The sequence below is a fragment of the Rhodospirillales bacterium genome (assembly GCA_018666775.1).
GTDB lineage: Bacteria > Pseudomonadota > Alphaproteobacteria > SMXQ01 > SMXQ01 > JABIXC01.
The window spans coordinates 35874-57859 of the sequence record JABIXC010000011.1 but is presented as its reverse complement, the minus strand read 5'-3'; the positions used below and the strand labels follow the sequence as shown (position 1 = coordinate 57859).

Genomic DNA, 21986 nt, shown 5'->3' with positions numbered 1-21986 from the left:
GCAAGAAAAATGATAAATATGGAAACCAGCGGGGAAAGCAGAGCCGTCAGCACCAAGGTTTTGGTGGTTGATGATGATCCCTTACAGCAAGGTGAGATCACGGAGTTTCTTACCCGGCGCGGTATTGATGTGATTGTTGCTGATAATGGCTTTGCGGCTTTCCATGAAATCAAGAATACCCGTCCTGCAGTGGTTGTGATGGATATGAAAATGCCCGGGCTTGACGGTATTCACGTTTCTCGGCTGGTCAGCAAGCTGGATTACCAGCCCAAGGTGATCTTGATGTCTGGGTATCCCGAATATATCTATAAGGCGCATCAGGAAGACGCCAGCATCTTTGCCGTGATCGAAAAGCCGGTTCCCCTGAAAGCCCTTGCACGGTTTGTCACCGAAGCCTTAGGCCCGGAAAAGTCTTAAATATTTCAGGAATCGTAAGTCACCAGAGATTCAAACGGCACGTCGAGACGTTGACGGCCATCGAGAAACGTTAACTCGACAACACACGCAGCCCCGACAACCTTTGCCCCGTTATCAGCACCTTGTTGGTGGATCAGGTCGATGGAAGCCGCAAGCGTCCCGCCGGTAGCAAGAAGGTCATCAAGGACCACAATGCGATCATCTGCCTTGACGGCATCTTCCTGAATTTCGATGGTGTCGGTCCCGTATTCAAGCGCATATTCATGGGCAATGGTGGGGCCGGGTAGTTTGCCGCTTTTGCGGATCATGAAGAATCCCAGTCCCAAATGCAGGGCAAGGGGGGCTGCCACTAGAAAGCCCCGAGATTCAATGCCTGCAAGGGCTGTGGGTTTCATGGGGCGTATGATCTCTGCCAATTGATCAATCGTGCTTTTCCAGGCTTCGCTATGGGCAAGCAAGGTGGCAATATCGTAGAAAAGTATTCCGGGTTTGGGAAAGTCCGGGATTGAACGGATGTGTTGCTTTAAGTCCATAAAACCAAAAATCCTTAGTTTGAGGGCCCCCTGAAGGCCGCTGAAGGGCATTGTGTTTGGCCGGGTTTGCATGGCCTCATTTTCTGTTAGACTGTTCCCAAGTTACCCGCAACCCGGCATAAAGGCCAATGGGAGATATTTGTTATGAATAAGAATGTTGTTGTCATCATTATTGTCGCAATCGTTGCTGTTGGGGCTTGGGCTCTGTTTGGCGGCGGGCTGAATATGAACGGCGGGTCCAATCAGGGCGGCCAGAAATTTGTGACCATTGGCACCGGTGGTGTGACTGGTGTTTATTATCCCACAGGCGGTGCAATCTGTCGGTTGGTCAACAAGGGGCGCAAGGAACACGGTGTGCGGTGCACGGTCGAAAGCACCGGGGGATCGGTTTATAATATCAATGCCATTCGTTCCGGTGACCTGGATATGGGCATCGCCCAGTCAGATTGGCAATATCACGCATCACGGGGCAGTTCGAAATTTGCAAAATCGGGCGCTTTCAAAGAATTGCGATCGGTGTTTTCCGTCCACCCTGAGGCCTTTACCCTGGTGGCGCGCCGCGATTCTGGCATCAAGACGTTGGGGGACCTTAAAGGCAAGCGTATGAATATCGGCAATCCCGGTTCTGGCCAGCGGGCGACCATGGAAGTTGTTATGGGTGCCATGGGCTGGACCGCGAAGGACTTTTCCCTGGCATCAGAATTGAAGCCTGCGGAACAGTCCCAGGCATTGTGTGACAACAAGGTGGACGCCATCGTTTATGTGGTGGGCCATCCCAATGGGTCGATCCAGGAAGCAACCACAGCCTGTGATACGGCATTGATCCCGGTAACAGGGGCTGCCATTGATAAATTGGTTGCGAAGGCACCCTATTATGCCAAGGCCACCATTCCTGGCGGCATGTACAAGGGCAATGCCAGCGGCGTTCCAACGTTTGGGGTGAAAGCCACCTTTGTTGCATCGACCCGGACCAGTGCAGATATCATTTATCATGTGGTCAAATCAGTGTTTGATAATTTTGCCGCGTTCAAAAAATTGCATCCGGCATTTGGTCATCTTGATCCGAAACGCCTTGCCAAAGACGGCAATTCTGCCCCGCTTCATGATGGGGCTGCCCGTTACTTCAAGGAAAAGGGCATGATGTAGTTTCCGGATAATGACGGAAACTACAGAAACAACAAATCCCGGTTCTGGTGTCGATGAACTGGTCCATGCCGCAGATAGTGGTGCGCGGGCACCAAAGGGCATGGCTGAACGGGTTTTGTTTTCTCTGGCACTTGGGTGGTCTTTGTTCCAGCTGTGGTATGCATCCCCGCTGCCATTTGTGTTTGGCGTCTTTAATCTGAATTTTGTAGAAGCACGATCAACCCATTTAACATTCGCGCTTTTACTGGCCTTTGCAGCATTCCCCGCCAGTGCGCATTCGCCCCGCGACCGGGTGCCGGTGATAGACTGGGTGCTGGCTATTCTGGCGGCATCTGCTGCGGCTTATATTCTTGTTTTTCAGGATGCGTTGGCATCGCGTCCGGGGGCGCCAATCCTGACCGATATCGCAATTGCTTCGGTGGGCATGGTTTTGCTGTTGGAAGCCACCCGGCGCGCATTGGGGCTGCCGCTGGCAATTGTTGCCATTGTCTTTCTGGGGTATGGGTTTGCCGGGCCGTGGATGCCTGCGGTGATCGCCCATCAGGGTGCATCGCTGGCCAAGACCATGTCGCACCAATGGCTTTCCAGTGAAGGCGTCTTTGGGGTGGCTTTGGGCGTTTCCACCAATTTTGTATTCCTGTTTGTGTTGTTTGGCGCGTTGCTGGAACGCGCTGGGGCGGGCGCATGGTTTATTCGCGTTTCCTATGCGGGGTTGGGCCATCTGCGCGGTGGGCCGGCCAAGGCGGCGGTGGTGTCTTCTGGATTAACGGGCCTGATTTCGGGGTCTTCCATTGCCAACGTGGTGACCACCGGCACATTCACCATTCCACTGATGAAGCGGGTTGGTTTTCCGGCAGATAAGGCCGGGGCGGTAGAAGTTGCCTCTTCGGTCAACGGACAGATCATGCCGCCGGTTATGGGGGCGGCTGCATTTTTGATGGTCGAGTATGTGGGGATTCCCTATATCGAGGTGATCAAACACGCATTTTTGCCCGCCATCATTTCCTATGCAGCCCTTCTCTACATTGTGCATCTGGAGGCGGTGAAAACCGGGCTTGTGGGCTTGCCTCGCCACGAGGGCAGGCTTCGCGGGCGGGACCGGGTCATTTCCAATGGCCTGATTCTTTCAGGCGTGCTGGCTTTTTCCGGTGCCATTTACTGGGGGCTGGCCTGGACCCGTGGGCTTTTGGGTGATGCACTGCCCTGGGTTGCGGGGGCCATCTTACTTGGGGCGTATTTGGGGCTGTTGCGGCTTGCATCGCGCTATCCCCAGCCGGCAGCGGATGCGCCCATTGGTGCCCAATTGCCACCCCTTGGCGAAACAGTAAAGGGCGGGCTTTATTATTTGATCCCCGTGGTGATTTTGGTTTGGTGCCTGATGATAGAGCGGTTCTCTCCGTCGCTAAGCGCCTTTTGGGCGACCATTTGCCTGATTGGCATCTTACTGACCCAGCGGCCCTTGCAAATGCTGTTCGCGACGGGCCGAGTTTCCTGGGGCGATACGTTTTCTGCCAGTGTTGGGGATCTTGTGGCCGGGCTGGTTTCCGGTGGGCGGAACATGGTGGGGATTGCCATTGCCACGGCCACGGCGGGCATCGTGGTTGGTGCCGTCACGTTGACCGGGCTTGGCCTTGTCATGACAGAATTTGTCGAATTAATTTCCGGCGGCAATCTGGTTTTGATGCTGGTGTTCACCGCCATCATCAGCCTTATCCTTGGCATGGGCTTGCCAACCACGGCCAATTACATTGTGGTCGCCACCTTGATGGCACCGGTGGTGGTGGCATTGGCTGCCCAGGGCGGGTTGATGGTGCCGTTGATCGCGGTGCATTTATTTGTGTTTTACTTTGGATTGATGGCCGATGTGACGCCGCCTGTTGGCCTTGCCACCTTTGCGGCATCGGCCATATCCGGTGCCGATCCCATTCGAACCGGCATTCAGGCATTTTTCTATTCTGCCCGGACCATTGCCTTGCCCTTCCTGTTTATCTTCAATACCCAAATTCTTTTGATCGGCATTGATGGGGGTTGGCATCTGGTCTTAACCGTGGCCAGTGCGTTTATTGCTATGCTGGTATTTGCGGCCGCGACCATGGGCTGGTTTATGACCAAAAGCCGTCTCTGGGAAACCGCGGTGCTATTTCTGGTGGCCTTTACCCTGTTCAGGCCCGGATTTTTCTGGGATGAGGTTTATCCGCCCTATCAGGCCCGACCGGCAGTGGAACTAGAAAAGATTGCGGGATCATTGCCAGATGATGGTTTTCTACGGCTTCTGGCTCGGGGTGAAAAAGCGACCGGCGGCATTGTTTCCCGGTCTGTCGTTTTGCCCATGGGCAGAAAACAGTCGGCAAAAAAGCGTCTTCAGGGTGCCGGGCTTCGCATTAATGCTGGCCCCGATGGTGTGCGTGTTGCCAGTGTTGGTTTCGGGTCTTCGGCGGAAAAAGCAGGCTTGCAGGCAGGGTGGCTGGTTCGTTCGGTCAGTGTCCCTGTTGATCGTCCATCAAAGGAATGGATGTTTATTCTGGCGTTGTTGTTGTTGGGGGGCGTTGTTGTTTTGCAGCGTCGGCGCGCGCGCTTAATCAAGAAATAACCAGTCCCGCACGGGTTAAATAAAGGAGGATGCCATGTACAAAATAATTTTGGTTCCTGTGGATATTGATCAGGAAAGTTCCTGGGCCAGCGCGTTTCCGGTGGCGATCGAATACAACAAGGCTTTTGGTGCGGAACTTCATGCGCTGACGGTGCTCCCTGATTTTGGCACAGGTTTGGTTGGGGGATATTTCCCACCGGGCTTTATGGAAAAAGCGCAAACCGAAACCGTCCAAAGATTGGGAAAGCTGATCGATGATCAGGTGCCCGCCGACATCAAGGTGGCGTGCCACGTTGCCCAGGGCACCATTTATCAGGAAATTTTGGATACCGTGCACGAAATTGGCGCTGATCTTGTCATCATGGCGTCCCATCGCCCGGCATTGAAAGATTATCTGTTGGGGCCGAATGCGGCGCAGGTGGTGCGCCATGCCGATGTTTCAGTTTTGGTGGTGAGAGACTAATTCACAAAATGGGCGGGAACATTGTTCCCGCCCGATCTTGAATCAACATATTTTGGGTATAAAGGTTACTTTGATCGGAATTCTTCGGGAAGGAAGAACATGTGATCCTGATTTTCACCGACAGCCGCGTGGCATTCGGTGCAGAATTTCATTCCGGCCGAATTTTTGCCTTTGGTAACGCCGAATGTTGTCCCATTGGGCATGATCATGGTGTAGCGCCAATTTCCCGATGCCTTGTTAAAGCCACGGCCCATTTTTTCCATCAAGAATAAGGGGCCGGGGGCGACGGCACCGGTTTTGGTAACCGAAAAACTGTCTTTGGCCAGAACCGTGCCCTGGGGCATGATCCCGGACTTTTCAAATTTTCCGTAATTGGCCCCCTTGGGGTTGGCGTAGTTGCGAACAAAGCGGCCGCCATGGGTGGATGATGGATAGGGGACCGCGCTGTAATCTTTCCATTTCGTATAGGCCAGCGCGACTGAATTTCCTGATTTGCCATAGGCTGTTTGCAACACAGGCCTGATGCAGGCGTAAGCCTTGACGGCTTCGGCATTGGAAACTGCGATGTCATCGGATGCGGCGCAAGGGTTCTTGGCCCCACAGGGGTTACAGGGATTTTTAGCGGCACAGGGATTTTTGGCTGCACAGGGGTTGGCCTTGGCCTTTGTCAGGCGTGGGACAAAACAGTTGGATGCTTTGGCCGATGCGCCTGCTGCACAGGGGTTGCATGGATTTGCGGCACACGGGTTGCACGGGTTTTTCGCGGCGCAGGGGTTTTTCGCGGCGCAGGGATTTTTAGCCGCACAGGGGTTCTTAGCCGCACAGGGGTTCTTAGCGGCGCAGGGGTTCTTAGCCGCGCATGGATTTTTTGCGGCACAGGGATTACAGGGGTTGTTTGCCGCAACCAGGGTCGATTCTGCACGGGGTTGGGCGGGCAGGTTCAGACCAGCACTTTGGGCATTGGTGGCCATCCCAATACTGATCCCAAAACCGGAAAGTCCAATGATGGCAGAAAGCACGGTGCCGGAAAGCAATCCATCGCGGTAGGTTTTCATAAATTTATCCTCATTTTTTTATGTGCAACCAGTGTATGACATAATCCTATCGTTTGATTTAACGTCGTAAAATGCACAATGGGTCACAAATTCGTGATCTGCGTTCCCGGCACTGTTCAAAGGGGATGGGCGTGTTTAAAACCCGAGTGACTGTATTTGTAATGGCATGAAGGCAAGGCATCATGGTGGTAAAACCAGCAGATAAGGCAGATAACATTGAAGAAAGCGCCTTCGATGTGGCTCTTGAACAACTGGACCGTGACGCCCTTGAAAAAATGCGGGTTGCGGGTGAAACGGCGCTGGAAATCAAGGCGGTGTTGGCAAAGACCGGGGACAATGTCGTCGGTGAATTGCTGCGCGATAAGGGCACATTTTACGAATGGAATCATTATCCCGATGGCGATGTCTATGACAAGGATAGCGGCAGCCAGTTTTTCTATCATGCGCATCCGGCTGATCTAAGGGTTGGCGAACACGGGCATTTCCATACATTTATGCGTCCCGCAGGCATGCCTGATCATGTGAGCCCGGCCGAGGTAACTGATTTTGAAATGCCGGATGATCCCACTGACGCGCTCAGTCATCTCATTGGAATTTCCATGAATGAAGCGGGTGAGCCGATTTGCTTGTTCACGACCAACCGTTGGGTCACGGGCGAGATTTGGTATAAAGGTGAGGATGTCATCGAACTAACCGGGATGTTTGAAATCACCCATGCCCAACCATCCTGGCCGGTCAATCGGTGGTTAAACGCCATGGTTCGTTTGTATGCATTTGAAATTGCCGCCTTGATCAAAGAGCGCGATGGGGTGGTTGAAAAATGGGTCCCAGCCCCGGCAGAAGACGGTTCCGCCCCAACGGTCTTTGAAGATCGCACCCTGGAGGTTACATCGTATAAGATGATTTCCGTGCCGGACCGAGTTGATCGAATACGGGCCGTTCTGGGTTAGGGCAAAATGAAAAAAGGCCGGACATATGTCCGGCCTTTTTCGCATGCGTTTAAAGGTATTCGTGGTTACTTAAGCGATTTGATATACGCAATAACGTCAGCGCGCTGAGATGCAGAACGCAGGCCGGGGAAGGTCATCCGTGTTTTCTTGACCACTTTGCGGGGCTTTTTAAGGAATTTGTCGAGGGTGGCTGCATCCCAGGTCAGGCCGGATTTTTTCATCGGCTTTGAATAGCGAAAGCCCTTGCCCTTGGCAGCCTTGCGCCCAAATATGCCATGAAGGCTCGGGCCGATTTTATTCTTGCCAGCTTTGGTCGAATGGCAGATGGCGCATTTTTTGTAGACCTTCTTGCCTTTGGCGGCATCGCCTGCGGCAATTGCATTGGTGCCTGTAAACACAATGCCAAGTGCCAGTAATGCCGATAAAAAACGAAATTTAGCCATGTTGTTCATCTCCTTGAACTGTAATTTAGAACTGAAATTACCGGGGGTTATCCCAGAGAGGACCACCCCCACTGATAAGCGGCATGCCGCTTCCCGAATTTGCTGGTGTTCCAGTATCACTTTCGGCCAAGCAATTCAACAGAGGCCATACATTTTTGGCCATTTTGTGGCAGGGGCCTAGAGATTGATATTAAGGCTTGGTTAACAGGTTCCCCTGACAATAGAAAATCCGAATAGACGGGAACGATTTTCCCTGGGGTGGGGGCCGTTTTCGAAGTTTGAAGAATGACGGCTTCCGCTTGCTCTAATATGTGAGGTTTTATGGTCGATCGTCTTACTGCACAGGATGTTGAGCGTCTGCTAACTGATCCATCCCCCGAAGCCCGGGTGGAAACGGTTGAGAAGATGGCTGGTCAGTTCCAGGCAGAAACTTTCAATGAAGAAGAACGGGGTATGGCGCTCGAAATTTTCTCGATCATGGTCGAGGATGCGGAAATTCGTGTGCGCCAAGCCCTTTCTGACCATCTCAAAGAATGTCCCGATATCCCCCATGAATTGGCACTGAGTTTGGCTAAAGACGTTGATTCTGTGGCGATCCCTGTTTTGGAATTTTCGGAAATCCTGACCGATCAGGATTTGATCGAAATTGTTATGACCACAGGGGAAGACAAACAGAATGCCATTGCCCGGCGCGAAGGCATTTCAGCCAATGTTGCCGATACGCTGGTTGAGCAAGGCAATGAAAAAACAGTCGCAACCTTGATGCATAATACCACTGCTGATGTCAGGGAAACGACCCTGGCGCGGGCCCTGGATCGGTTTGGTGACTCGGAAGAAATTTCGACAGCCGTAACCCGGCGCCCTCATGTGCCCATCAACATCGCCGAGCGGTTGGTCACGATGGTGACAACCAGCCTGGAAGCGCTTCTTGCAGATAAAGGCGAAGGAGCCCCCGATCATACCGCAGATTTGGTGCTTCAGGTGCGCGAACGGGCGACATTGGGGCTTGTGGACCCCCGTTTTGGCATCGGCGAAGTGACGTCTTTGGTGGAAAGCCTGTCGGAAAGTAATCGCCTGACAGATTCGATCATCTTCAGGGCGCTTTGCATGGGCGATATTGCCTTTTTTGAATCATCCCTCGCCCATCTTGCCAAAATCTCGTTGATCAATGCCCAGATTCTAATCCATGACGAAGGACAGCTGGGTCTGCAGGCATTATGGGGGAAGGCAGGCTTGGGCAAGGAATTGTTGCCTGCGACCTTGGTGGGCGTAAAGGTTGCTGAGGAAATGGGCTATGACGGTGAAAAATATGATCGTGAGCGGTTCCGTCGCCGGATGCTGGAACGCGTTCTGACCCATTTTGAAAACAAAGAAGGCGGCGCAATCCCCATCGATGAAGAAAGTCTGGAATACCTGCTGAGCAAGCTTGAGACTTGTTCAAGCGAAGAGACCCTGAACCGTTCTTCGGGCTAACCCCGCCAGAACCCCTCATTTATTGACTGTCCCGGCCCTCATTGGGGCTGTGTGGCGTTGCGCAAGGGTCAAGGGCGGTCTATAAGGGCGGCCTTGAAGCGGGTTCGGCCTTTGTTGCTGGCACCCGCCATTTCGGGGAGTAGCTCAGCCTGGTAGAGCACCACGTTCGGGACGTGGGGGTCGGAGGTTCAAATCCTCTCTCCCCGACCAATGCATCAAGGCCAATGGTCGGACCCTTAAATTCCCGAAACGGTTCCCAAGGGCCGGTATTTTCCCATATAATCCAGCCAATCATAATTTCGAAAATGCTCAGGGCCAACCTGAGCGCTTAACAGATGGGAGAAATGCGATGTCCATGACAATCGATGAAATGTCTGCGCGCTATGTTGATCCGGAGATGAAAGCGGCGGGCGAAAAGGTCCCGAGCTTTCTTGTTTCCGCAGATGGCCATGTGGATGAACCGGCCGATATGTTCAATGAATTGCCACCAAGCATTCTTGACCGGATGACCCGCCCAAAGGTTCAGCCCGATACCCGGCCAAAGGGGGGCAGCGACCCTGCCGTCCGGATCACCGACATGGATATTGATGGCGTTGCCGCAGAGGTGCTGTATCCAACCTTTACCCTCGGCCTGTTTGCATCCGAGCCTGATGTGCAAGAAGCAGCCTTTCGGGTTTACAACGACTGGATCGCTGATTTTTGTAATACGTCTCCGAAGCGCCTGTTCGCCATTCCTTGCATTTCGGTTTACGACATCGATGGCGCGATCAAGGAAATGCATCGCTGCAATGATATGGGCCTTAAGGGTGCGCTGGTCTGGCAGGTGCCGGATCCGAAATTGCCGCTGACCTCGCCCCATTATGAAAAGCTTTGGGCGGCTGCGGCTGAAATGGATTATCCGCTTAATTTCCACATTCTGACCGGGTTTAATTATTTCCGTGAAAAACGCGCGGGCATGGAAAAAGTGCGCGGTTCCGTCAACATCAAAACCTCAGAGGTGGTGACCACGGTGTTCGATTTGATCTGGTCTGGCGTGTTTGAACGTCACCCCAAACTGACGGTGGAAATCGTCGAAGGCGAAATTGGCTGGATCCCCTTTATTTTGCAGCAGTGGGATTATTATTATCTTCGCAATACAAAGCCCGGCCATTCCAATGAAGATTTTTTGATTTCCAGATTGCCCAGCGAAATCTTTATGGATCATGTTCATGCCACGTTTATGGATGATTACGTGGGTGGACAAACCCTCAAATTCTGGGGTGATAAAAACTGCATGTGGTCCAGCGACTATCCCCACCCCAATATGACCTGGCCCAATTCCAGAGCTTTTGTGGGACGCCAGTGCGGCGAACTTTCACCCGAAGCCCAGAAACGGGTCTTAAGCCAGAATGTCATCGATCTGTATAAGCTGGTGATTTAACGGCTGCTTAGAACCGGTTTAGTGGCTGCGCGCTGCGGAGAAGGCGACCACTTCTAAAAGCGCATCCTTGATCTCGCCATCAGGGAATGGATCAAGGGAGTCTTTTGCGATTTGTGTGTAGTGCCGCGCCCGTTCCTGACAGTCGGTCAACACGTCATGGCGTTCCATTAATGCTCTGGCATGGTCAAAATCGGCATCATCTTGTTCCAGATCTTCCAGCGTTCGCCGCCAAAAGGCCTGTTCGGTTTCATCGCCACGCCTGAAGGCCAGAACCACGGGCAGGGTTACTTTCCCTTCGCGGAAATCATCACCCGGGTCTTTGCCCATATCTTCTGATGCGGCCACATAATCCAAAACGTCGTCGGTCAACTGAAAGGCGATGCCAAGGTTGCGTCCGAACGCTTCCAGCGTTGCCTGTTCGACCTTTGGCCGGCCAGCGACAACGGCACCCAATTGGGTGGCGGCTGCAAACAGGGTGGCCGTCTTGGCGGTGATGACTTCCAGATAATCATCTTCGGACGTGGCGGTATCATTTGCGGTGGTCAACTGCATGACCTCACCCTCGGCGATGACCGCGGCGGCGTTGGAAAGAATAGAAAGAACCTCTAAAGATCCATCGGCGACCATGAGGCGGAAAGACCGCGAAAACAGAAAATCGCCAACCAGGACGCTTGATTTGTTGCCCCAAAGCGCATTGGCGGTGCTTTTGCCCCGGCGGAGATCAGACTCGTCAACCACATCATCGTGAAGCAAGGTTGCGGTATGGATGAATTCTACCGCCGCTGCCAATCCCACTTGGCGGGTGCCTTCATAGCCACACAGTTTGGCAGTCCCCAGCAACAGCATGGGCCGGATTCGTTTTCCCCCGGCGGCAATGATGTGTCCGGCCAGTTGCGGAATTAGCGCCACGGAGCTTTCCATGTTTTTCAGAACGGCTTCATTGACGCGGCCAAGATCATCGGCCACAAGCTGATGCAATCCATCCAGCGATGGCTGTACGGGTTTTCCACGTTTTTCATCCAGATTGACGACGATGGCCAAGAGAACCTCACTTAAATTAACAAGACCTGCCCTGTTTGGGACAGTAGGGGAGCGTTGCTGAATCCGATGCAGCCTTGACGGGGCGCATGGAGTGGCGGAGCATAGAAGCACCCCCCTAGGACCGCAAGTCTTGTGGCGGTGTTTTGAGGGGGGGCAAATTTGTGGGTTTATTGGCGGAGAGGCCACGTGAAAGAACTTTTCAGGACCAACGATCCTGTGTTGATTTCCTGGGCCGAAGCCTTGCTCTTGGGCGATGGCATCAAGACCTTTGTCCTTGATGGCAATATGTCGGTACTGGAAGGCAGCGCCAATGCCATCCCAAGGCGCATGATGGTGGATGACACAGATTTTGAGGCCGCGCGCGCATTGGTGGATGTTGCCCGGGCCGAGTTAGACCTTTCTGCAGATATTCGGTGGGGAAACAAGGAAGACGAAGCATGACCCAACCGATAGAATCCGAAAATTCAGGGGTTACAGAAGACGGGTTTCTGGATAATCAAGTGCGCCTGCGCCAGCCCCGTACTGGCTATCGCGCGGCCATTGATCCTGTCTTTCTGTCGGCCAGCATTCCAGCCCAAAATGGTGAAAGTGCGCTGGATATCGGCACCGGGGTGGGGGCTGCGGCCATCATGCTGGCATGGCGGGTTTCAGGATTGAAGGTAACAGGGCTGGAAATTGACCCCGATCTTGTTCGCCTTGGCAGCGATAACGCGCGCCTCAACGGGCTGGATGACCGGGTGGAATTTATGGTGGGCAATCTGTCACGGCCCCCGGGGCGTTTGTTGCCAGCATCGTTTGATCACGTTTTGGCCAATCCACCCTATCTGGAAGCAGATCACGGCACGGTTTCACCCCATGGGGGGCGGGCGCGCGCCAATATGGAACGTGAAGGTCTGGATGCCTGGCTGCGTTTTGGGCTCGGGATGTTGCGTGAAAAGGGCACCATGACCCTGATCCACCGCGCCGATCGGCTGGACGGATTATTGGCCCATTTATCGGGGTGCATCGGAGAGATCGTGGTTTTTCCGCTTTGGCCCGATAGCGGCGAAACCCCTGCAAAACGGGTGATTGTTCAAGGCCGTAAAGGCCTCAAGGGCGGCTTACGGCTGGCCCGGGGGATGGTTTTGCACGGTGCGGATGGCAAATATACAGATCGGGCCGAAGAAATCCTTCGTAAAGGGGCTAATCTTGTCCTCTAAGTCATGCCATTCCTTGCCCTTTTGCCGTTGTCCGATTAAAACTCTGCCATGTTTGGATTGAGCATCCCTAAGCTTCTTGTCCTCGCCCTGATTATCGGGGCCGTTTGGTATGGCTTTAAATGGCTGGAACTGAAAAGTAAGGGCGGCACGGAAAAAATTGATGATGGGAATGAAGATGCCCAGCTTGATCTTGTCCAGTGCCCGGTTTGTGACAGCTATGGCCCAAGGAATTTGGCGGAATGCCCCGATGGGCGTGATGACTGTCCAATGATTAAATAACAGGCATGCGCGCCTGATGGTGAAAGGTTAGGAAACGATGGCGGGGGAAAAACCCGGCTTTCAGGGATTGATAATGACACTCCAGGCCTATTGGGCCGAACGGGGTTGTGTCATTTTGCAACCCTATGACATGGAAATGGGTGCTGGCACCTTTCATCCGGCAACGACGTTGCGCGCCCTTGGTCCTGATCCGTGGCGCGCGGCCTATGTGCAGCCTTGCCGGCGGCCCACCGATGGGCGCTATGGTGAAAACCCTAACCGATTGCAGCATTACTATCAATATCAGGTGGTGTTAAAGCCATCCCCCGAAGATGTTCAGGATTTGTATCTGGGGTCTTTGGCGGCCCTTGGCATTACGCCCGCATTGCACGATATCCGCTTTGTCGAAGATGATTGGGAAAGCCCGACATTGGGTGCCTGGGGGCTGGGCTGGGAAGTTTGGTGTGATGGCATGGAAGTCACCCAGTTCACCTATTTTCAACAAGTGGGCGGCATTGAATGTTCACCGGTGACATCAGAAATCACCTATGGGCTGGAACGGTTGGCAATGTACGTCCAGGGCGTCGAAAATGTTTATGATCTGGATTGGAATGGCGAAGGCGTCACCTATGGTGACGTGTTTTTGCAAAATGAACGCGAATTTTCCGCATATAATTTTGAACATGCCGACACAACGGGTTTGACCGAAGGCTTCACCAAGGCCCAGACCGAATGCAAGGCATTGCTGGACCAAGGTTTGGCCCTGCCAGCCTATGACCAATGCATCAAGGCCAGCCATTTGTTTAATCTATTGGATGCGCGCGGCGTGATTTCGGTCACGGAGCGCGCCGCCTATATCGGGCGAGTACGCGATCTGTCAAAGGGCTGCTGTGAAGCCTGGATTGAGAGCCGGGCCAATGGCTGAATTATTACTGGAAATTTTGTCCGAAGAAATTCCCGCCCGCATGCAGGTGCGCGCCGCCGATGATCTGAAGCGGTTGGTGTGTGACGGTTTGAAAGACGCAGGCCTCGCGTTCGATGATGCCCGGGCCTATGTCACGCCCCGGCGCTTGTGTCTGGTGGTCGATGGTTTGGCCGAACAACAGCCCGATGTATCCGAAGAACGCAAAGGCCCGCCAATAGGTGCGCCGGAAAAAGCTATGGCCGGGTTCTTAAAGGCCAATGGTCTTACGCTGGACCAATGCGAAAAGCGCGAAATAAAGGGCAAAGAATTTTACTTTGTGGTGATTGAACAAAAAGGTCGCCCAACACGTGATGTGTTGTCAGATATTATGCCTCAAGCCATTGCAAAATTGCCTTGGCCCAAATCCATGCGCTGGGGGGCCAATGATACCCGCTGGGTGCGCCCGCTTCATGCCATTGCCTGCCTGTTCGCGGGTTCCGTGGTTGATTTTTCCTTTGCGGGAAAAACGTCCGGGAACACCACCCGGGGCCACCGTTTTATGGCACCGGACCCTATCACTGTGACAGATTTTGCCGATTATCAGGCCAAACTCCGCAGCGCCTTTGTTGTCTTGGATCATGGGGAACGGGCAGAGATCATCACACAAGATGCCACCCGATTGGCAGAAGCAGAAGGCCTGGCATTGCAAGATGACCCCGCCCTTTTGGCAGAGGTCGCAGGACTGGTGGAATGGCCCGAAGCCTTGATCGGGGGCATTGATGATGAATTTATGGCAGTCCCGGCAGAGGTTCTGACATCTTCCATGCGGACCCATCAGAAATATTTTTCCCTTGAAAATGCCGATGGCACTTTGGCGCCGCGTTTTATTACCATTGCCAATATGCGCACCGATGATGGCGGCAAGATGGTGGCGGCAGGCAATGAACGCGTACTGCGCGCGCGCCTGTCCGATGCACGTTTTTTCTGGGACCAAGACCGCAAGCAAAAACTGGAAAGCCGCACCGCCGGTCTTTCGGGCGTCACCTTCCATGTGAAATTGGGAAGCGTTGGCGACAAGGTGGACCGCATGGAAAGTCTGGCCGCAGAATTATGCGAATACATCCCCGATGCAGATCGCAATGCAGCCACCCGCGCAGCCCATCTGGCCAAAGCCGATCTGGTGACCGGCATGGTTGGCGAATTTCCCGATTTACAAGGCCTGATTGGGCGCTATTACGCCCTTCATGATGGTGAAGATAAAAATATTGCCGAGGCCATTGCCGGCCATTATTCACCCCAAGGCCCGGGTGACGCGTGCCCGACAGAACCCATCACCATGGCCGTTGCCTTGGCCGATAAAATCGATTCTCTGGTTGGGTTCTTTGCCATTGATGAAAAGCCCACAGGGTCCCGTGACCCGTTTGCGCTGCGCCGTGCCGCCCTTGGCGTGATCCGCATCATTACCGAAAATAATTTGCGGATTTCATTGTCAGAAATTATTCCGGCAGCCCTTAGTGGGTATGGCTCAAAAATGGCCCTTGATGAATCTGAATTGCTTACCTTCTTTGCAGATCGCCTAAAGGTCCAAATGCGGGGTTTGGGCGTGCGCCATGATTTGATTGAGGCCGTGTTTGCGACCCCGAAACAAGAAGGCGGCATGGAAGATGATCTGGTGCGCTTGCTTGCCCGGGTCGATGCATTGGCTAAATTTTTGGACACCGATGATGGCGCCAATATTTTGATCGCTTACAAGCGTGCGGCCAATATCGTTGCCATCGAAGAAAAGAAAGATAAGAACACCTATGAAGGCACCATCGATGAAAGCCTTTTGGTGGATGGACCTGAAAAAGATCTGAACAAGATTTTGGATCTGGAAGAAAAAGCGCTGGCTATGGCCTTGTCATTCGAAGACTTCACCGCAGCCATGGGTGCCCTTGCGCATCTGCGCGCAGCCGTTGATAAATTCTTCGATGATGTGACGGTCAATGATGATGACGCAAAGCTTCGGGCCAACCGCTTGAACCTTTTGGCGCGCATTCGCGCGGCCGTCAATCAGGTCGCGGATTTCTCAAAAATCGAAGGCTAGCCAATAGGCGGTTCTTCACTGGATGCGGTCATCCAGGGTGGGCGCAGGGGCGACAGGGTGGTGTCGCCTGCGGTCAACACGCCGCCTTTTTCGTGCAGGGTGGCAAGGGCGTCTAGCCGCAACAGGGCAAGGCCGATGTCTTCAAAGGATGAACGCATTTCACCGGCTTCTTTATCGCCCAACATAATCAGGGTCCCGGGCTTTGGTGCATCGCCTTCGATGGCCACCGGCAATAGCCTGCGTTTCACGGTGGCGCGATAGCGCATGCGCGCGGTCAGTTCCTGGCCCACATAACAGCCTTTTTCCCAATTGATGGCGTTCAGCACATCCAGCCCGTTTTCAAGGGGCAATGCTTTGTCGATTGCCAAATCGCGCGCACCATCGGGCAGGCCCAGACAGATGCGGGCGTGATCATAGGCATCGCGGTCTTGTTCTTCAAAGCCAGCCCCCAAAAGTGCGGCAAGGGCAGGGCGGGGTAAAAGCGCGCGCGCACCGATGGCACCAAACCGGGGATCGACATAACATACCCCGCCGCCAAATGGTCCACCCCGGCCTTCAAACCCGACAAGTGCTCGGGAATCAGCCTCTGTGCCCAAAAGGGCCGCGACCGTCCAGGGCGTGGAGGCATCGGTAATTTCCACATCTGCACGCAATTTATAGGTTTCAAGCCGGGCAATCAGGTCGGACACCCTTGATGCTTCGCAATCGAGCATCAGGGAACCATCATTCATGGCGACCACGAAAAAATCGAACAGGTATTTGCCCTGAGGGCTTAAAAGGGCCGCCCATGCGCCATGGCCCGGTTCCAGGGTTGCGATATCCTGGGTGATCAGGTTTTGGAGAAAATCGCGCACATCGTCCCCCCCAAGGCTGATGACGCCACGATCATCCATCACGATGAGGCATTTTTGGCTATCCATTAACATCAAATTTCTCCGCCGCTTTTTAACCCCCCATCAGGTAATGGACCCAAAAGCCTTTGGCAAGGGGTCCTCGGTGCCTGTATAACCCGATCAATGCGAATTTTGTTTGTCACCTCGACCCGGATAGGCGATGCGATATTGTCTACGGGGCTTTTAAACCGCCTGATTGCGATGCATCCGGGCGCTGCGATCACCGTTGCCTGTGGGCCGGTGGCGGCACCCTTGTTTGAAGGCGTTCCGGGGTTGGAACGGGTGATTGCCCTTAAAAAGAAGCGCTTTAACGGCCATTGGCTGGATTTTATCGGGGAAACCATCACCCAATATTGGGATGTGGTGGTTGATTTGCGGGGGTCTTTGGCAACCCTGATTTTAATGCGGGGCAAACGCTATGCCTATCACACCAACCGCGCGCCTGTGGCCAGAGTAATCCAGCTTTCAAAATTTTTAGGGTTGGATGATGTCGCTGCACCCAAATTATGGCCCTTACCGTCCCACGAAGAAGAAGCAAAGCAACTGGTGCCTGATGGCACCCCGGTGCTGGCCCTTGGCCCCACAGCCAATTGGCGGGGCAAGGAATGGGCCATTGAAAACTTTATCGACCTCACCCGTCGCTTAACCGCACCAAATGCACCGCTGGCCGGTGCCCGTGTCATGGTGCTGGGCGCACCGGGGGAGCGGGAAACCGCAGCGCCCTTGATAAAGGACATCAAGGATCAAGGCAGCGATGTGATTGAGGTATTTGATGGCGTGTCGCTTTTGTCTGCCTATGCCTGCATGGCAAGGGCAGCGTTATATGTTGGCAATGATTCCGGGTTGATGCATATGGCAGCGGCGGCCCAAACGCCGACCCTTGGTCTTTTTGGGCCAACGCGCGATGATCTGTATGCGCCCTTTGGCCCCCATTGTGCGGTGGTTCGCACACCCCAATCATTTGAAGAATTGTTTGCCCCCGATTTAGATGTCAAAAATACCGGGTCCTTGATGGGCGGTCTTGGCGTTGATGCGGTTGAGCGCGCCGCCCTTGAATTGCTTGAAAAAACGAAAGGCGCTGCGTGATGCGGGTGCTGCAAATTATGGCCGGTGCCGAACATGGCGGGGCGGAAACCTATTTTGTCGATATGGTGATCGCCCTGCATCGGGTCGGCCTTGAACAAAAAGTGGTCATCCGTAAAAACGCGGCCCGGGCTGCCCAGTTGCGAGACGCCGGGCTGGATGTGGCAGAACTTGCGTTCGGTGGCTTGCTTGATTTCACGACCAAGGGAAAACTGGCGACCATCATTGATGATTTCGCCCCCGATGTGGTGCAAAGCTGGATGAACCGTTCCACCCGTTTCGTGTCCCGGCCAAACAATGCGGCCTTTGTTCATGTTGGCTGGTTCGGCGGCTATTACAAAGTCAGCAATTACACACACTGTGATCATCTGGTTGGGGTGACCCCGGATATTCGCGATCATCAAATTGCTGGCGGCAGAGATGTTTCCCACGCCCATTACATCCCAACCTTTGCCCATTTGGAAAGTGCCCCACCCGTTGACCGTGCGGCATTCGGGACGCCGCCGGATGCGCCGTTGTTTCTGGCCCTGGGCCGACTGCATACCAAAAAGGCCTTTGATATTTTAATTGAAGCGGCAACGCTTTCCCCGCGCGCCCATGTCTGGATCGCCGGGGAGGGGGAACTGAGAGACGAATTGATCCGCCAGATTGAAAGCGCTGATGTGGGGGACCGGGTAAGCATCCTGGGTTGGCGCGATGATCGCGCAGCCTTGTTTGCCGCCGTTGATTACTGTGTCATGCCATCGCGGTATGAGCCGTTTGGCACGGTGATGATTGAGGCCTGGGTCCAGAATACCCCGTTGATCACGGCCGATGCCAAAGGGCCGCTCGGCTTGATCAAAAACGGCGAAAATGGCCTTATGGTGCCCATGGATGATGCAGAGGCACTCTCAGCTGCCATGGACCAATTGATGGATGATGATGCCCTGTGCGCATCCCTTGTCACCAATGCGCGCAAGGAATTCGATGAAACCTTTACCGAAGGGGCGGTGGCGGCCCGGTATTTGGCTTTTTACAACGATATCCTTTCATGATGCGCTTGGCCGAATTTGCACCGGGGGCAAAACTGATTTATCCATGGAATGCACAAAAACGGGATAAGACATGATGGGCGAACAATTGATCATTCGCAGGCCTGATGATTGGCACGTGCATTTGCGCGACGGTGCCATGCTGGGCGCGGTGACGATTGAAACCGCCCGGGTTTTCGCCCGCGCGATGGTCATGCCAAACCTCAAAAATCCGGTGGTTACCGCCAAAGATGCCGCCGCCTATCGCAACCGGATCAAAAAGGCTGGCTTTGGCGGCGCGCGGTTTACGCCGATGATGGCGCTGTACCTGACCGATGACACCAACGCCGATGATCTGGAAAAGGCCTATAAGGGCGGCGTGGTCATTGCGGCAAAGCTGTATCCCGCCAATGCCACAACCGGTGCCGAACACGGGGTAACCGATGTTGCCAAAATCGCTGGCGTTCTGGCCCGGATGGAAAAGATTGATATGCCATTGCTGGTCCACGGCGAAGTGGTGGACGGGGATGTCGATGTGTTTGACCGTGAAGCGGTCTTTATTGAACGCGTCCTGGCCGGGGTGATGAAAGATTTCCCAAAACTTCGCATCGTGTTTGAACACATCACCACCAAAGACGCGGTGGATTTTGTGACCGATGGCCCCGAAACGCTGGCCGCGACCGTGACGCCCCATCATTTGGTGATTAACCGCAGCGATATGTTTAAAGGCGGTATTCGGCCCCATCTTTATTGTCTGCCCGTGGCCAAGCGTGAAAGCCACCGGTTGGCCCTGCGTGCAGCTGCCGTTTCGGGCAATCCAAAATTCTTTTTGGGCACCGATTCAGCCCCCCATGGCATTGGGGCAAAGGAAAGCGCGTGTGGCTGTGCCGGAATTTTTAACGCGCCCATCGCCATGGAAATTTACGCAACCGTTTTTGAAGAAGAAGGGCATTTGGCCCGGCTGGAAAATTTTGCATCCCATTTTGGTGCGGAATTTTATGGCCTTCCTGTGAATGAAGAATCCCTGATTTTGGAACGGGCTGATTTTACAGTGCCCGAACAGGTTGATGTTTCGGGCGAAGATGCCGTGCGACCCTTTATGGCAGGGGAAACCCTTGGCTGGCGGGTGGTGGGCATTGGGCCGACAAACAAAGGACCCGTGTTATGAAAACACCTGAAACCATTCGCGCGCTTTATCTGGAATCTGGTGGCACGCCGCCGGTTTGCAAACTGGGTGATATTCCGGGCTCCGTTCTGGCCGATGGCGATGTGTTGATCCGGGTTGAATGTTCGTCGCTCAATTACAAAGACGCCATGATGCTGAAGGGTCTGGGTTATAACCTGAAAGAATTCCCCTTTATTCCGGGCATTGATGTTGCGGGCGTGGTGGAAGATTCCGATCACGCCGATTTTAAAGCTGGCGATAAGGTTGTGTTGAACGGGTATGGCACGGGAGAGAGCACGTCCGGGGGGTTCGCATCCCATGTGCGCACGCGCGGTGATTGCCTGGTGGCTGTGCCCGATGGCATGACAACCCAGGACACCATGACCATTGGCACCGCAGGTTTAACAGCCATGTTGTCGGTTATGTTTATGGAGCATGAAGGGGTAAGCCCCAAATCTGGCGATATTCTGGTCACCGGTGCGGCCGGTGGGGTTGGGTCTGTTTCCATTACCATCCTATCGGCACTTGGCTACCGGGTCGAAGCATCGACGGGCCGCATGGAAGAGGCCGATTACCTAAAGTCTTTGGGTGCGGCATCGGTTATTTCTAGGTCTGAGCTGGAAAATGGGCCCGAGCGGCCCTTGATGGTCCGGCGTTGGGCGGGGTGTATTGATTCTGTCGGTGGGGGCACTTTTTCAACTGTGTTGTCATCGCTGCACAAACGCGGCGTCATTGCATCTTGTGGATTGGCGGCATCCAACCAGTCTGAAATTTCATTGCTGCCGTTTTTATTGCGTGGCACCCGGGTGGTGGGCATCGATGGGGGGTATGGCCCCATTGAAGAACGTAAAGAAGCCTGGGCCAGGATTGCATCGACGCTTACCTCTGATCAATTTGCTGCCATGCGGACGGTGGTTCCACTATCGGATGTTTTGGGACTTGCTGATGAAATCATCGGCGGCCGGGTGCGCGGGCGCACGGTGATTATGGTGGATCAATAACGGATTAAAAATGGATAGGGCATTTCCCAGCAAACAGGCAGGGGAAGAAAACTTTCCCGTAGCTTCGTTTTTGACCCCGGTTTGGGCCCGTGACGCCATCCGTAATTTTTACACCTTTGCCCGCACCGGCGATGATATCGCCGATGACCCCAGCTTAAAGAAGGAAGAAAAACTTGCGCGCCTTGATGCCCTGCGCGCGAGCTTAAGCCCGGAGCGCCAAATTTTTGGCGGTGACCTGATCAAGGCCTTTGTTCAGGACGTTTATAAAAATCGTTATTCAAACTGGGATGAATTGCTGGCTTATTGCGCGCTTTCTGCAGCCCCGGTCGGGCATTTCTTTCTCGATCTTTATGGTGAACGCGATTGGCGTGCCAAACACGCGGTCGATGCGTTGTGCGCGGCCTTGCAAATTCTCAATCATCTTCAAGATTGCGGGGATGATTATAAAACGCTGGATCGCGTCTATATCCCGGAACCCTGGTTTTCGGACGAATGCGTTTCTGTGGCGGCCCTTGGAGAAGATCGGTCAACGCCCGGGCTCAAAAAGGTTTTTGATCGCGTTTTGATAGACGTAGAGGCCTTGCTTGATGATGCCATGGTTTTGCCCCGTGTTGTGAAGGGGCGGCGTCTTGCGATGGAGGCCGGCGTTTTTGTGGCCGTCGGCCGTGGGCTTGTCTGGATGCTTATGCGCAAAGACCCCCTTTCCCAAAGGGTGGCCCTGTCGCGCATTGGGTTTGGGCTGGCGGTTGTGTTTGGCGGGCTTTGGGGTTTGATCGCAAATTGCCGTAAAATTCAATAAAACCTTTAAAAATCAGCAGGTTTCGTGTTATGTGCCGGGGGGATGGCCAAAATCTGC

General features: G+C 53.9%; 22 protein-coding genes and 1 tRNA gene. 18 read left to right on the top strand and 5 right to left on the bottom strand.

Annotated features, from left to right (window positions below):
* Positions 1-9: 9 nt before the first annotated feature.
* Positions 10-417 (top strand): response regulator, encoded by a 408-nt coding sequence (locus HOJ08_06715; GenBank protein MBT5673122.1) that lies wholly within the window; start codon positions 10-12, stop codon positions 415-417.
* A gap of 5 nt (positions 418-422) precedes the next feature.
* On the opposite strand, the gene HOJ08_06710 is transcribed toward HOJ08_06715, so the two are convergent.
* Positions 423-950, bottom strand: a complete 528-nt coding sequence (locus HOJ08_06710; protein MBT5673121.1) for an adenine phosphoribosyltransferase — start codon at positions 948-950, stop codon at positions 423-425.
* Between the two features lie 144 nt (positions 951-1094).
* Between HOJ08_06710 and HOJ08_06705 the strand changes: the two genes are divergently transcribed.
* Genes HOJ08_06705 through HOJ08_06695 form a run of 3 tightly spaced genes read left to right on the top strand, consistent with a single transcriptional unit; the run spans position 1095 to position 5149 of the window.
* The gene (locus HOJ08_06705) at positions 1095-2096 is read left to right on the top strand and encodes a TAXI family TRAP transporter solute-binding subunit (GenBank protein MBT5673120.1); all 1002 of its coding nucleotides are present in this window, start codon (positions 1095-1097) and stop codon (positions 2094-2096) included.
* A gap of 10 nt (positions 2097-2106) precedes the next feature.
* On the top strand, positions 2107-4686 hold the full coding sequence (locus HOJ08_06700) for a TRAP transporter permease (GenBank protein ID MBT5673119.1): 2580 nt from the start codon (positions 2107-2109) through the stop codon (positions 4684-4686).
* Between the two features lie 34 nt (positions 4687-4720).
* On the top strand, positions 4721-5149 hold the full coding sequence (locus tag HOJ08_06695) for a universal stress protein (GenBank protein MBT5673118.1): 429 nt from the start codon (positions 4721-4723) through the stop codon (positions 5147-5149).
* Between the two features lie 65 nt (positions 5150-5214).
* On the opposite strand, the gene HOJ08_06690 is transcribed toward HOJ08_06695, so the two are convergent.
* On the bottom strand, positions 5215-6204 hold the full coding sequence (locus HOJ08_06690; protein ID MBT5673117.1) for a hypothetical protein: 990 nt from the start codon (positions 6202-6204) through the stop codon (positions 5215-5217).
* A 275-nt stretch (positions 6205-6479) separates the two neighbouring features.
* Here HOJ08_06690 and HOJ08_06685 point away from each other — a divergent pair, with 275 nt between their 5' ends.
* The gene (locus HOJ08_06685; GenBank protein ID MBT5673116.1) at positions 6480-7154 is read left to right on the top strand and encodes a hypothetical protein; all 675 of its coding nucleotides are present in this window, start codon (positions 6480-6482) and stop codon (positions 7152-7154) included.
* Between the two features lie 65 nt (positions 7155-7219).
* Here the strand turns inward: HOJ08_06685 and HOJ08_06680 are convergent, their stop codons facing one another.
* A complete protein-coding gene (locus HOJ08_06680; protein MBT5673115.1) occupies positions 7220-7597 on the bottom strand; it encodes a cytochrome c family protein in 378 nt (125 codons plus the stop codon).
* A 321-nt stretch (positions 7598-7918) separates the two neighbouring features.
* Between HOJ08_06680 and HOJ08_06675 the strand changes: the two genes are divergently transcribed.
* The 3 genes from HOJ08_06675 to HOJ08_06665 all read left to right on the top strand — a co-directional run bounded on the left by HOJ08_06675 (position 7919) and on the right by HOJ08_06665 (position 10490).
* The gene (locus HOJ08_06675) at positions 7919-9070 is read left to right on the top strand and encodes a DUF2336 domain-containing protein (GenBank protein MBT5673114.1); all 1152 of its coding nucleotides are present in this window, start codon (positions 7919-7921) and stop codon (positions 9068-9070) included.
* Between the two features lie 133 nt (positions 9071-9203).
* Positions 9204-9280 (top strand) — tRNA-Pro (locus HOJ08_06670).
* A gap of 139 nt (positions 9281-9419) precedes the next feature.
* On the top strand, positions 9420-10490 hold the full coding sequence (locus HOJ08_06665; GenBank protein ID MBT5673113.1) for an amidohydrolase family protein: 1071 nt from the start codon (positions 9420-9422) through the stop codon (positions 10488-10490).
* Positions 10491-10508: 18 nt separating this feature from the next.
* On the opposite strand, the gene HOJ08_06660 is transcribed toward HOJ08_06665, so the two are convergent.
* The gene (locus HOJ08_06660; protein ID MBT5673112.1) at positions 10509-11531 is read right to left on the bottom strand and encodes a polyprenyl synthetase family protein; all 1023 of its coding nucleotides are present in this window, start codon (positions 11529-11531) and stop codon (positions 10509-10511) included.
* A 186-nt stretch (positions 11532-11717) separates the two neighbouring features.
* Between HOJ08_06660 and HOJ08_06655 the strand changes: the two genes are divergently transcribed.
* Genes HOJ08_06655 through HOJ08_06635 form a run of 5 tightly spaced genes read left to right on the top strand, consistent with a single transcriptional unit; the run spans position 11718 to position 15978 of the window.
* Positions 11718-11972 carry a DUF2007 domain-containing protein gene (locus tag HOJ08_06655; protein ID MBT5673111.1) on the top strand — a complete coding sequence of 85 codons (255 nt, stop codon included), beginning with the start codon at positions 11718-11720 and terminating at the stop codon, positions 11970-11972.
* A complete protein-coding gene (locus HOJ08_06650) occupies positions 11969-12730 on the top strand; it encodes a methyltransferase (GenBank protein ID MBT5673110.1) in 762 nt (253 codons plus the stop codon). The genes HOJ08_06655 and HOJ08_06650 overlap by 4 nt, the downstream gene beginning before the upstream one ends.
* A 57-nt stretch (positions 12731-12787) precedes the next feature.
* On the top strand, positions 12788-13009 hold the full coding sequence (locus HOJ08_06645; protein MBT5673109.1) for a hypothetical protein: 222 nt from the start codon (positions 12788-12790) through the stop codon (positions 13007-13009).
* Between the two features lie 37 nt (positions 13010-13046).
* Positions 13047-13913, top strand: a complete 867-nt coding sequence (locus tag HOJ08_06640) for a glycine--tRNA ligase subunit alpha (GenBank protein ID MBT5673108.1) — start codon at positions 13047-13049, stop codon at positions 13911-13913.
* Positions 13906-15978, top strand: a complete 2073-nt coding sequence (locus tag HOJ08_06635; GenBank protein ID MBT5673107.1) for a glycine--tRNA ligase subunit beta — start codon at positions 13906-13908, stop codon at positions 15976-15978. The genes HOJ08_06640 and HOJ08_06635 overlap by 8 nt, the downstream gene beginning before the upstream one ends.
* Here HOJ08_06635 and HOJ08_06630 read toward each other — a convergent pair.
* Positions 15975-16898: a folate-binding protein YgfZ gene (locus HOJ08_06630; protein ID MBT5673106.1), complete on the bottom strand. Its 924-nt coding sequence runs from the start codon at positions 16896-16898 to the stop codon at positions 15975-15977. The two genes, HOJ08_06635 and HOJ08_06630, sit on opposite strands and share 4 nt — an antisense overlap.
* Before the next feature lie 96 nt (positions 16899-16994).
* Here HOJ08_06630 and HOJ08_06625 point away from each other — a divergent pair, with 96 nt between their 5' ends.
* From HOJ08_06625 to HOJ08_06605, 5 genes are all read left to right on the top strand, one after another.
* Positions 16995-17957 (top strand): glycosyltransferase family 9 protein, encoded by a 963-nt coding sequence (locus HOJ08_06625; GenBank protein ID MBT5673105.1) that lies wholly within the window; start codon positions 16995-16997, stop codon positions 17955-17957.
* A complete protein-coding gene (locus HOJ08_06620) occupies positions 17957-18988 on the top strand; it encodes a glycosyltransferase (protein ID MBT5673104.1) in 1032 nt (343 codons plus the stop codon). The genes HOJ08_06625 and HOJ08_06620 overlap by 1 nt, the downstream gene beginning before the upstream one ends.
* Before the next feature lie 73 nt (positions 18989-19061).
* A complete protein-coding gene (gene pyrC, locus HOJ08_06615; protein ID MBT5673103.1) occupies positions 19062-20132 on the top strand; it encodes a dihydroorotase in 1071 nt (356 codons plus the stop codon).
* Positions 20129-21130, top strand: coding sequence for an oxidoreductase (locus HOJ08_06610; GenBank protein ID MBT5673102.1), 1002 nt, complete (start codon positions 20129-20131; stop codon positions 21128-21130). The genes pyrC and HOJ08_06610 overlap by 4 nt, the downstream gene beginning before the upstream one ends.
* A gap of 10 nt (positions 21131-21140) precedes the next feature.
* A complete protein-coding gene (locus HOJ08_06605) occupies positions 21141-21929 on the top strand; it encodes a squalene/phytoene synthase family protein (GenBank protein ID MBT5673101.1) in 789 nt (262 codons plus the stop codon).
* The last annotated feature ends 57 nt before the right edge of the window (positions 21930-21986 follow it).

Bases quoted from the DNA above. Each gene is read 5' to 3' on its own strand.
- HOJ08_06695 (MBT5673118.1), top strand. From the start codon at position 4,721: ATGTACAAAATAATTTTGGTTCCTGTGGATATTGATCAGGAAAGTTCC.
- HOJ08_06635 (MBT5673107.1), top strand. From the start codon at position 13,906: ATGGCTGAATTATTACTGGAAATTTTGTCCGAAGAAATTCCCGCCCGC.
- pyrC (MBT5673103.1), top strand. From the start codon at position 19,062: ATGGGCGAACAATTGATCATTCGCAGGCCTGATGATTGGCACGTGCAT.
- HOJ08_06625 (MBT5673105.1), top strand. From the start codon at position 16,995: ATGCGAATTTTGTTTGTCACCTCGACCCGGATAGGCGATGCGATATTG.
- HOJ08_06680 (MBT5673115.1), bottom strand. From the start codon at position 7,597: ATGGCTAAATTTCGTTTTTTATCGGCATTACTGGCACTTGGCATTGTG.
- HOJ08_06620 (MBT5673104.1), top strand. From the start codon at position 17,957: ATGCGGGTGCTGCAAATTATGGCCGGTGCCGAACATGGCGGGGCGGAA.
- HOJ08_06605 (MBT5673101.1), top strand. From the start codon at position 21,141: ATGGATAGGGCATTTCCCAGCAAACAGGCAGGGGAAGAAAACTTTCCC.
- HOJ08_06665 (MBT5673113.1), top strand. From the start codon at position 9,420: ATGTCCATGACAATCGATGAAATGTCTGCGCGCTATGTTGATCCGGAG.
- HOJ08_06610 (MBT5673102.1), top strand. From the start codon at position 20,129: ATGAAAACACCTGAAACCATTCGCGCGCTTTATCTGGAATCTGGTGGC.
- HOJ08_06630 (MBT5673106.1), bottom strand. From the start codon at position 16,898: ATGGATAGCCAAAAATGCCTCATCGTGATGGATGATCGTGGCGTCATC.
- HOJ08_06685 (MBT5673116.1), top strand. From the start codon at position 6,480: ATGCGGGTTGCGGGTGAAACGGCGCTGGAAATCAAGGCGGTGTTGGCA.
- HOJ08_06710 (MBT5673121.1), bottom strand. From the start codon at position 950: ATGGACTTAAAGCAACACATCCGTTCAATCCCGGACTTTCCCAAACCC.
- HOJ08_06705 (MBT5673120.1), top strand. From the start codon at position 1,095: ATGAATAAGAATGTTGTTGTCATCATTATTGTCGCAATCGTTGCTGTT.
- HOJ08_06640 (MBT5673108.1), top strand. From the start codon at position 13,047: ATGGCGGGGGAAAAACCCGGCTTTCAGGGATTGATAATGACACTCCAG.
- HOJ08_06650 (MBT5673110.1), top strand. From the start codon at position 11,969: ATGACCCAACCGATAGAATCCGAAAATTCAGGGGTTACAGAAGACGGG.
- HOJ08_06715 (MBT5673122.1), top strand. From the start codon at position 10: ATGATAAATATGGAAACCAGCGGGGAAAGCAGAGCCGTCAGCACCAAG.
- HOJ08_06700 (MBT5673119.1), top strand. From the start codon at position 2,107: ATGACGGAAACTACAGAAACAACAAATCCCGGTTCTGGTGTCGATGAA.
- HOJ08_06675 (MBT5673114.1), top strand. From the start codon at position 7,919: ATGGTCGATCGTCTTACTGCACAGGATGTTGAGCGTCTGCTAACTGAT.
- HOJ08_06690 (MBT5673117.1), bottom strand. From the start codon at position 6,204: ATGAAAACCTACCGCGATGGATTGCTTTCCGGCACCGTGCTTTCTGCC.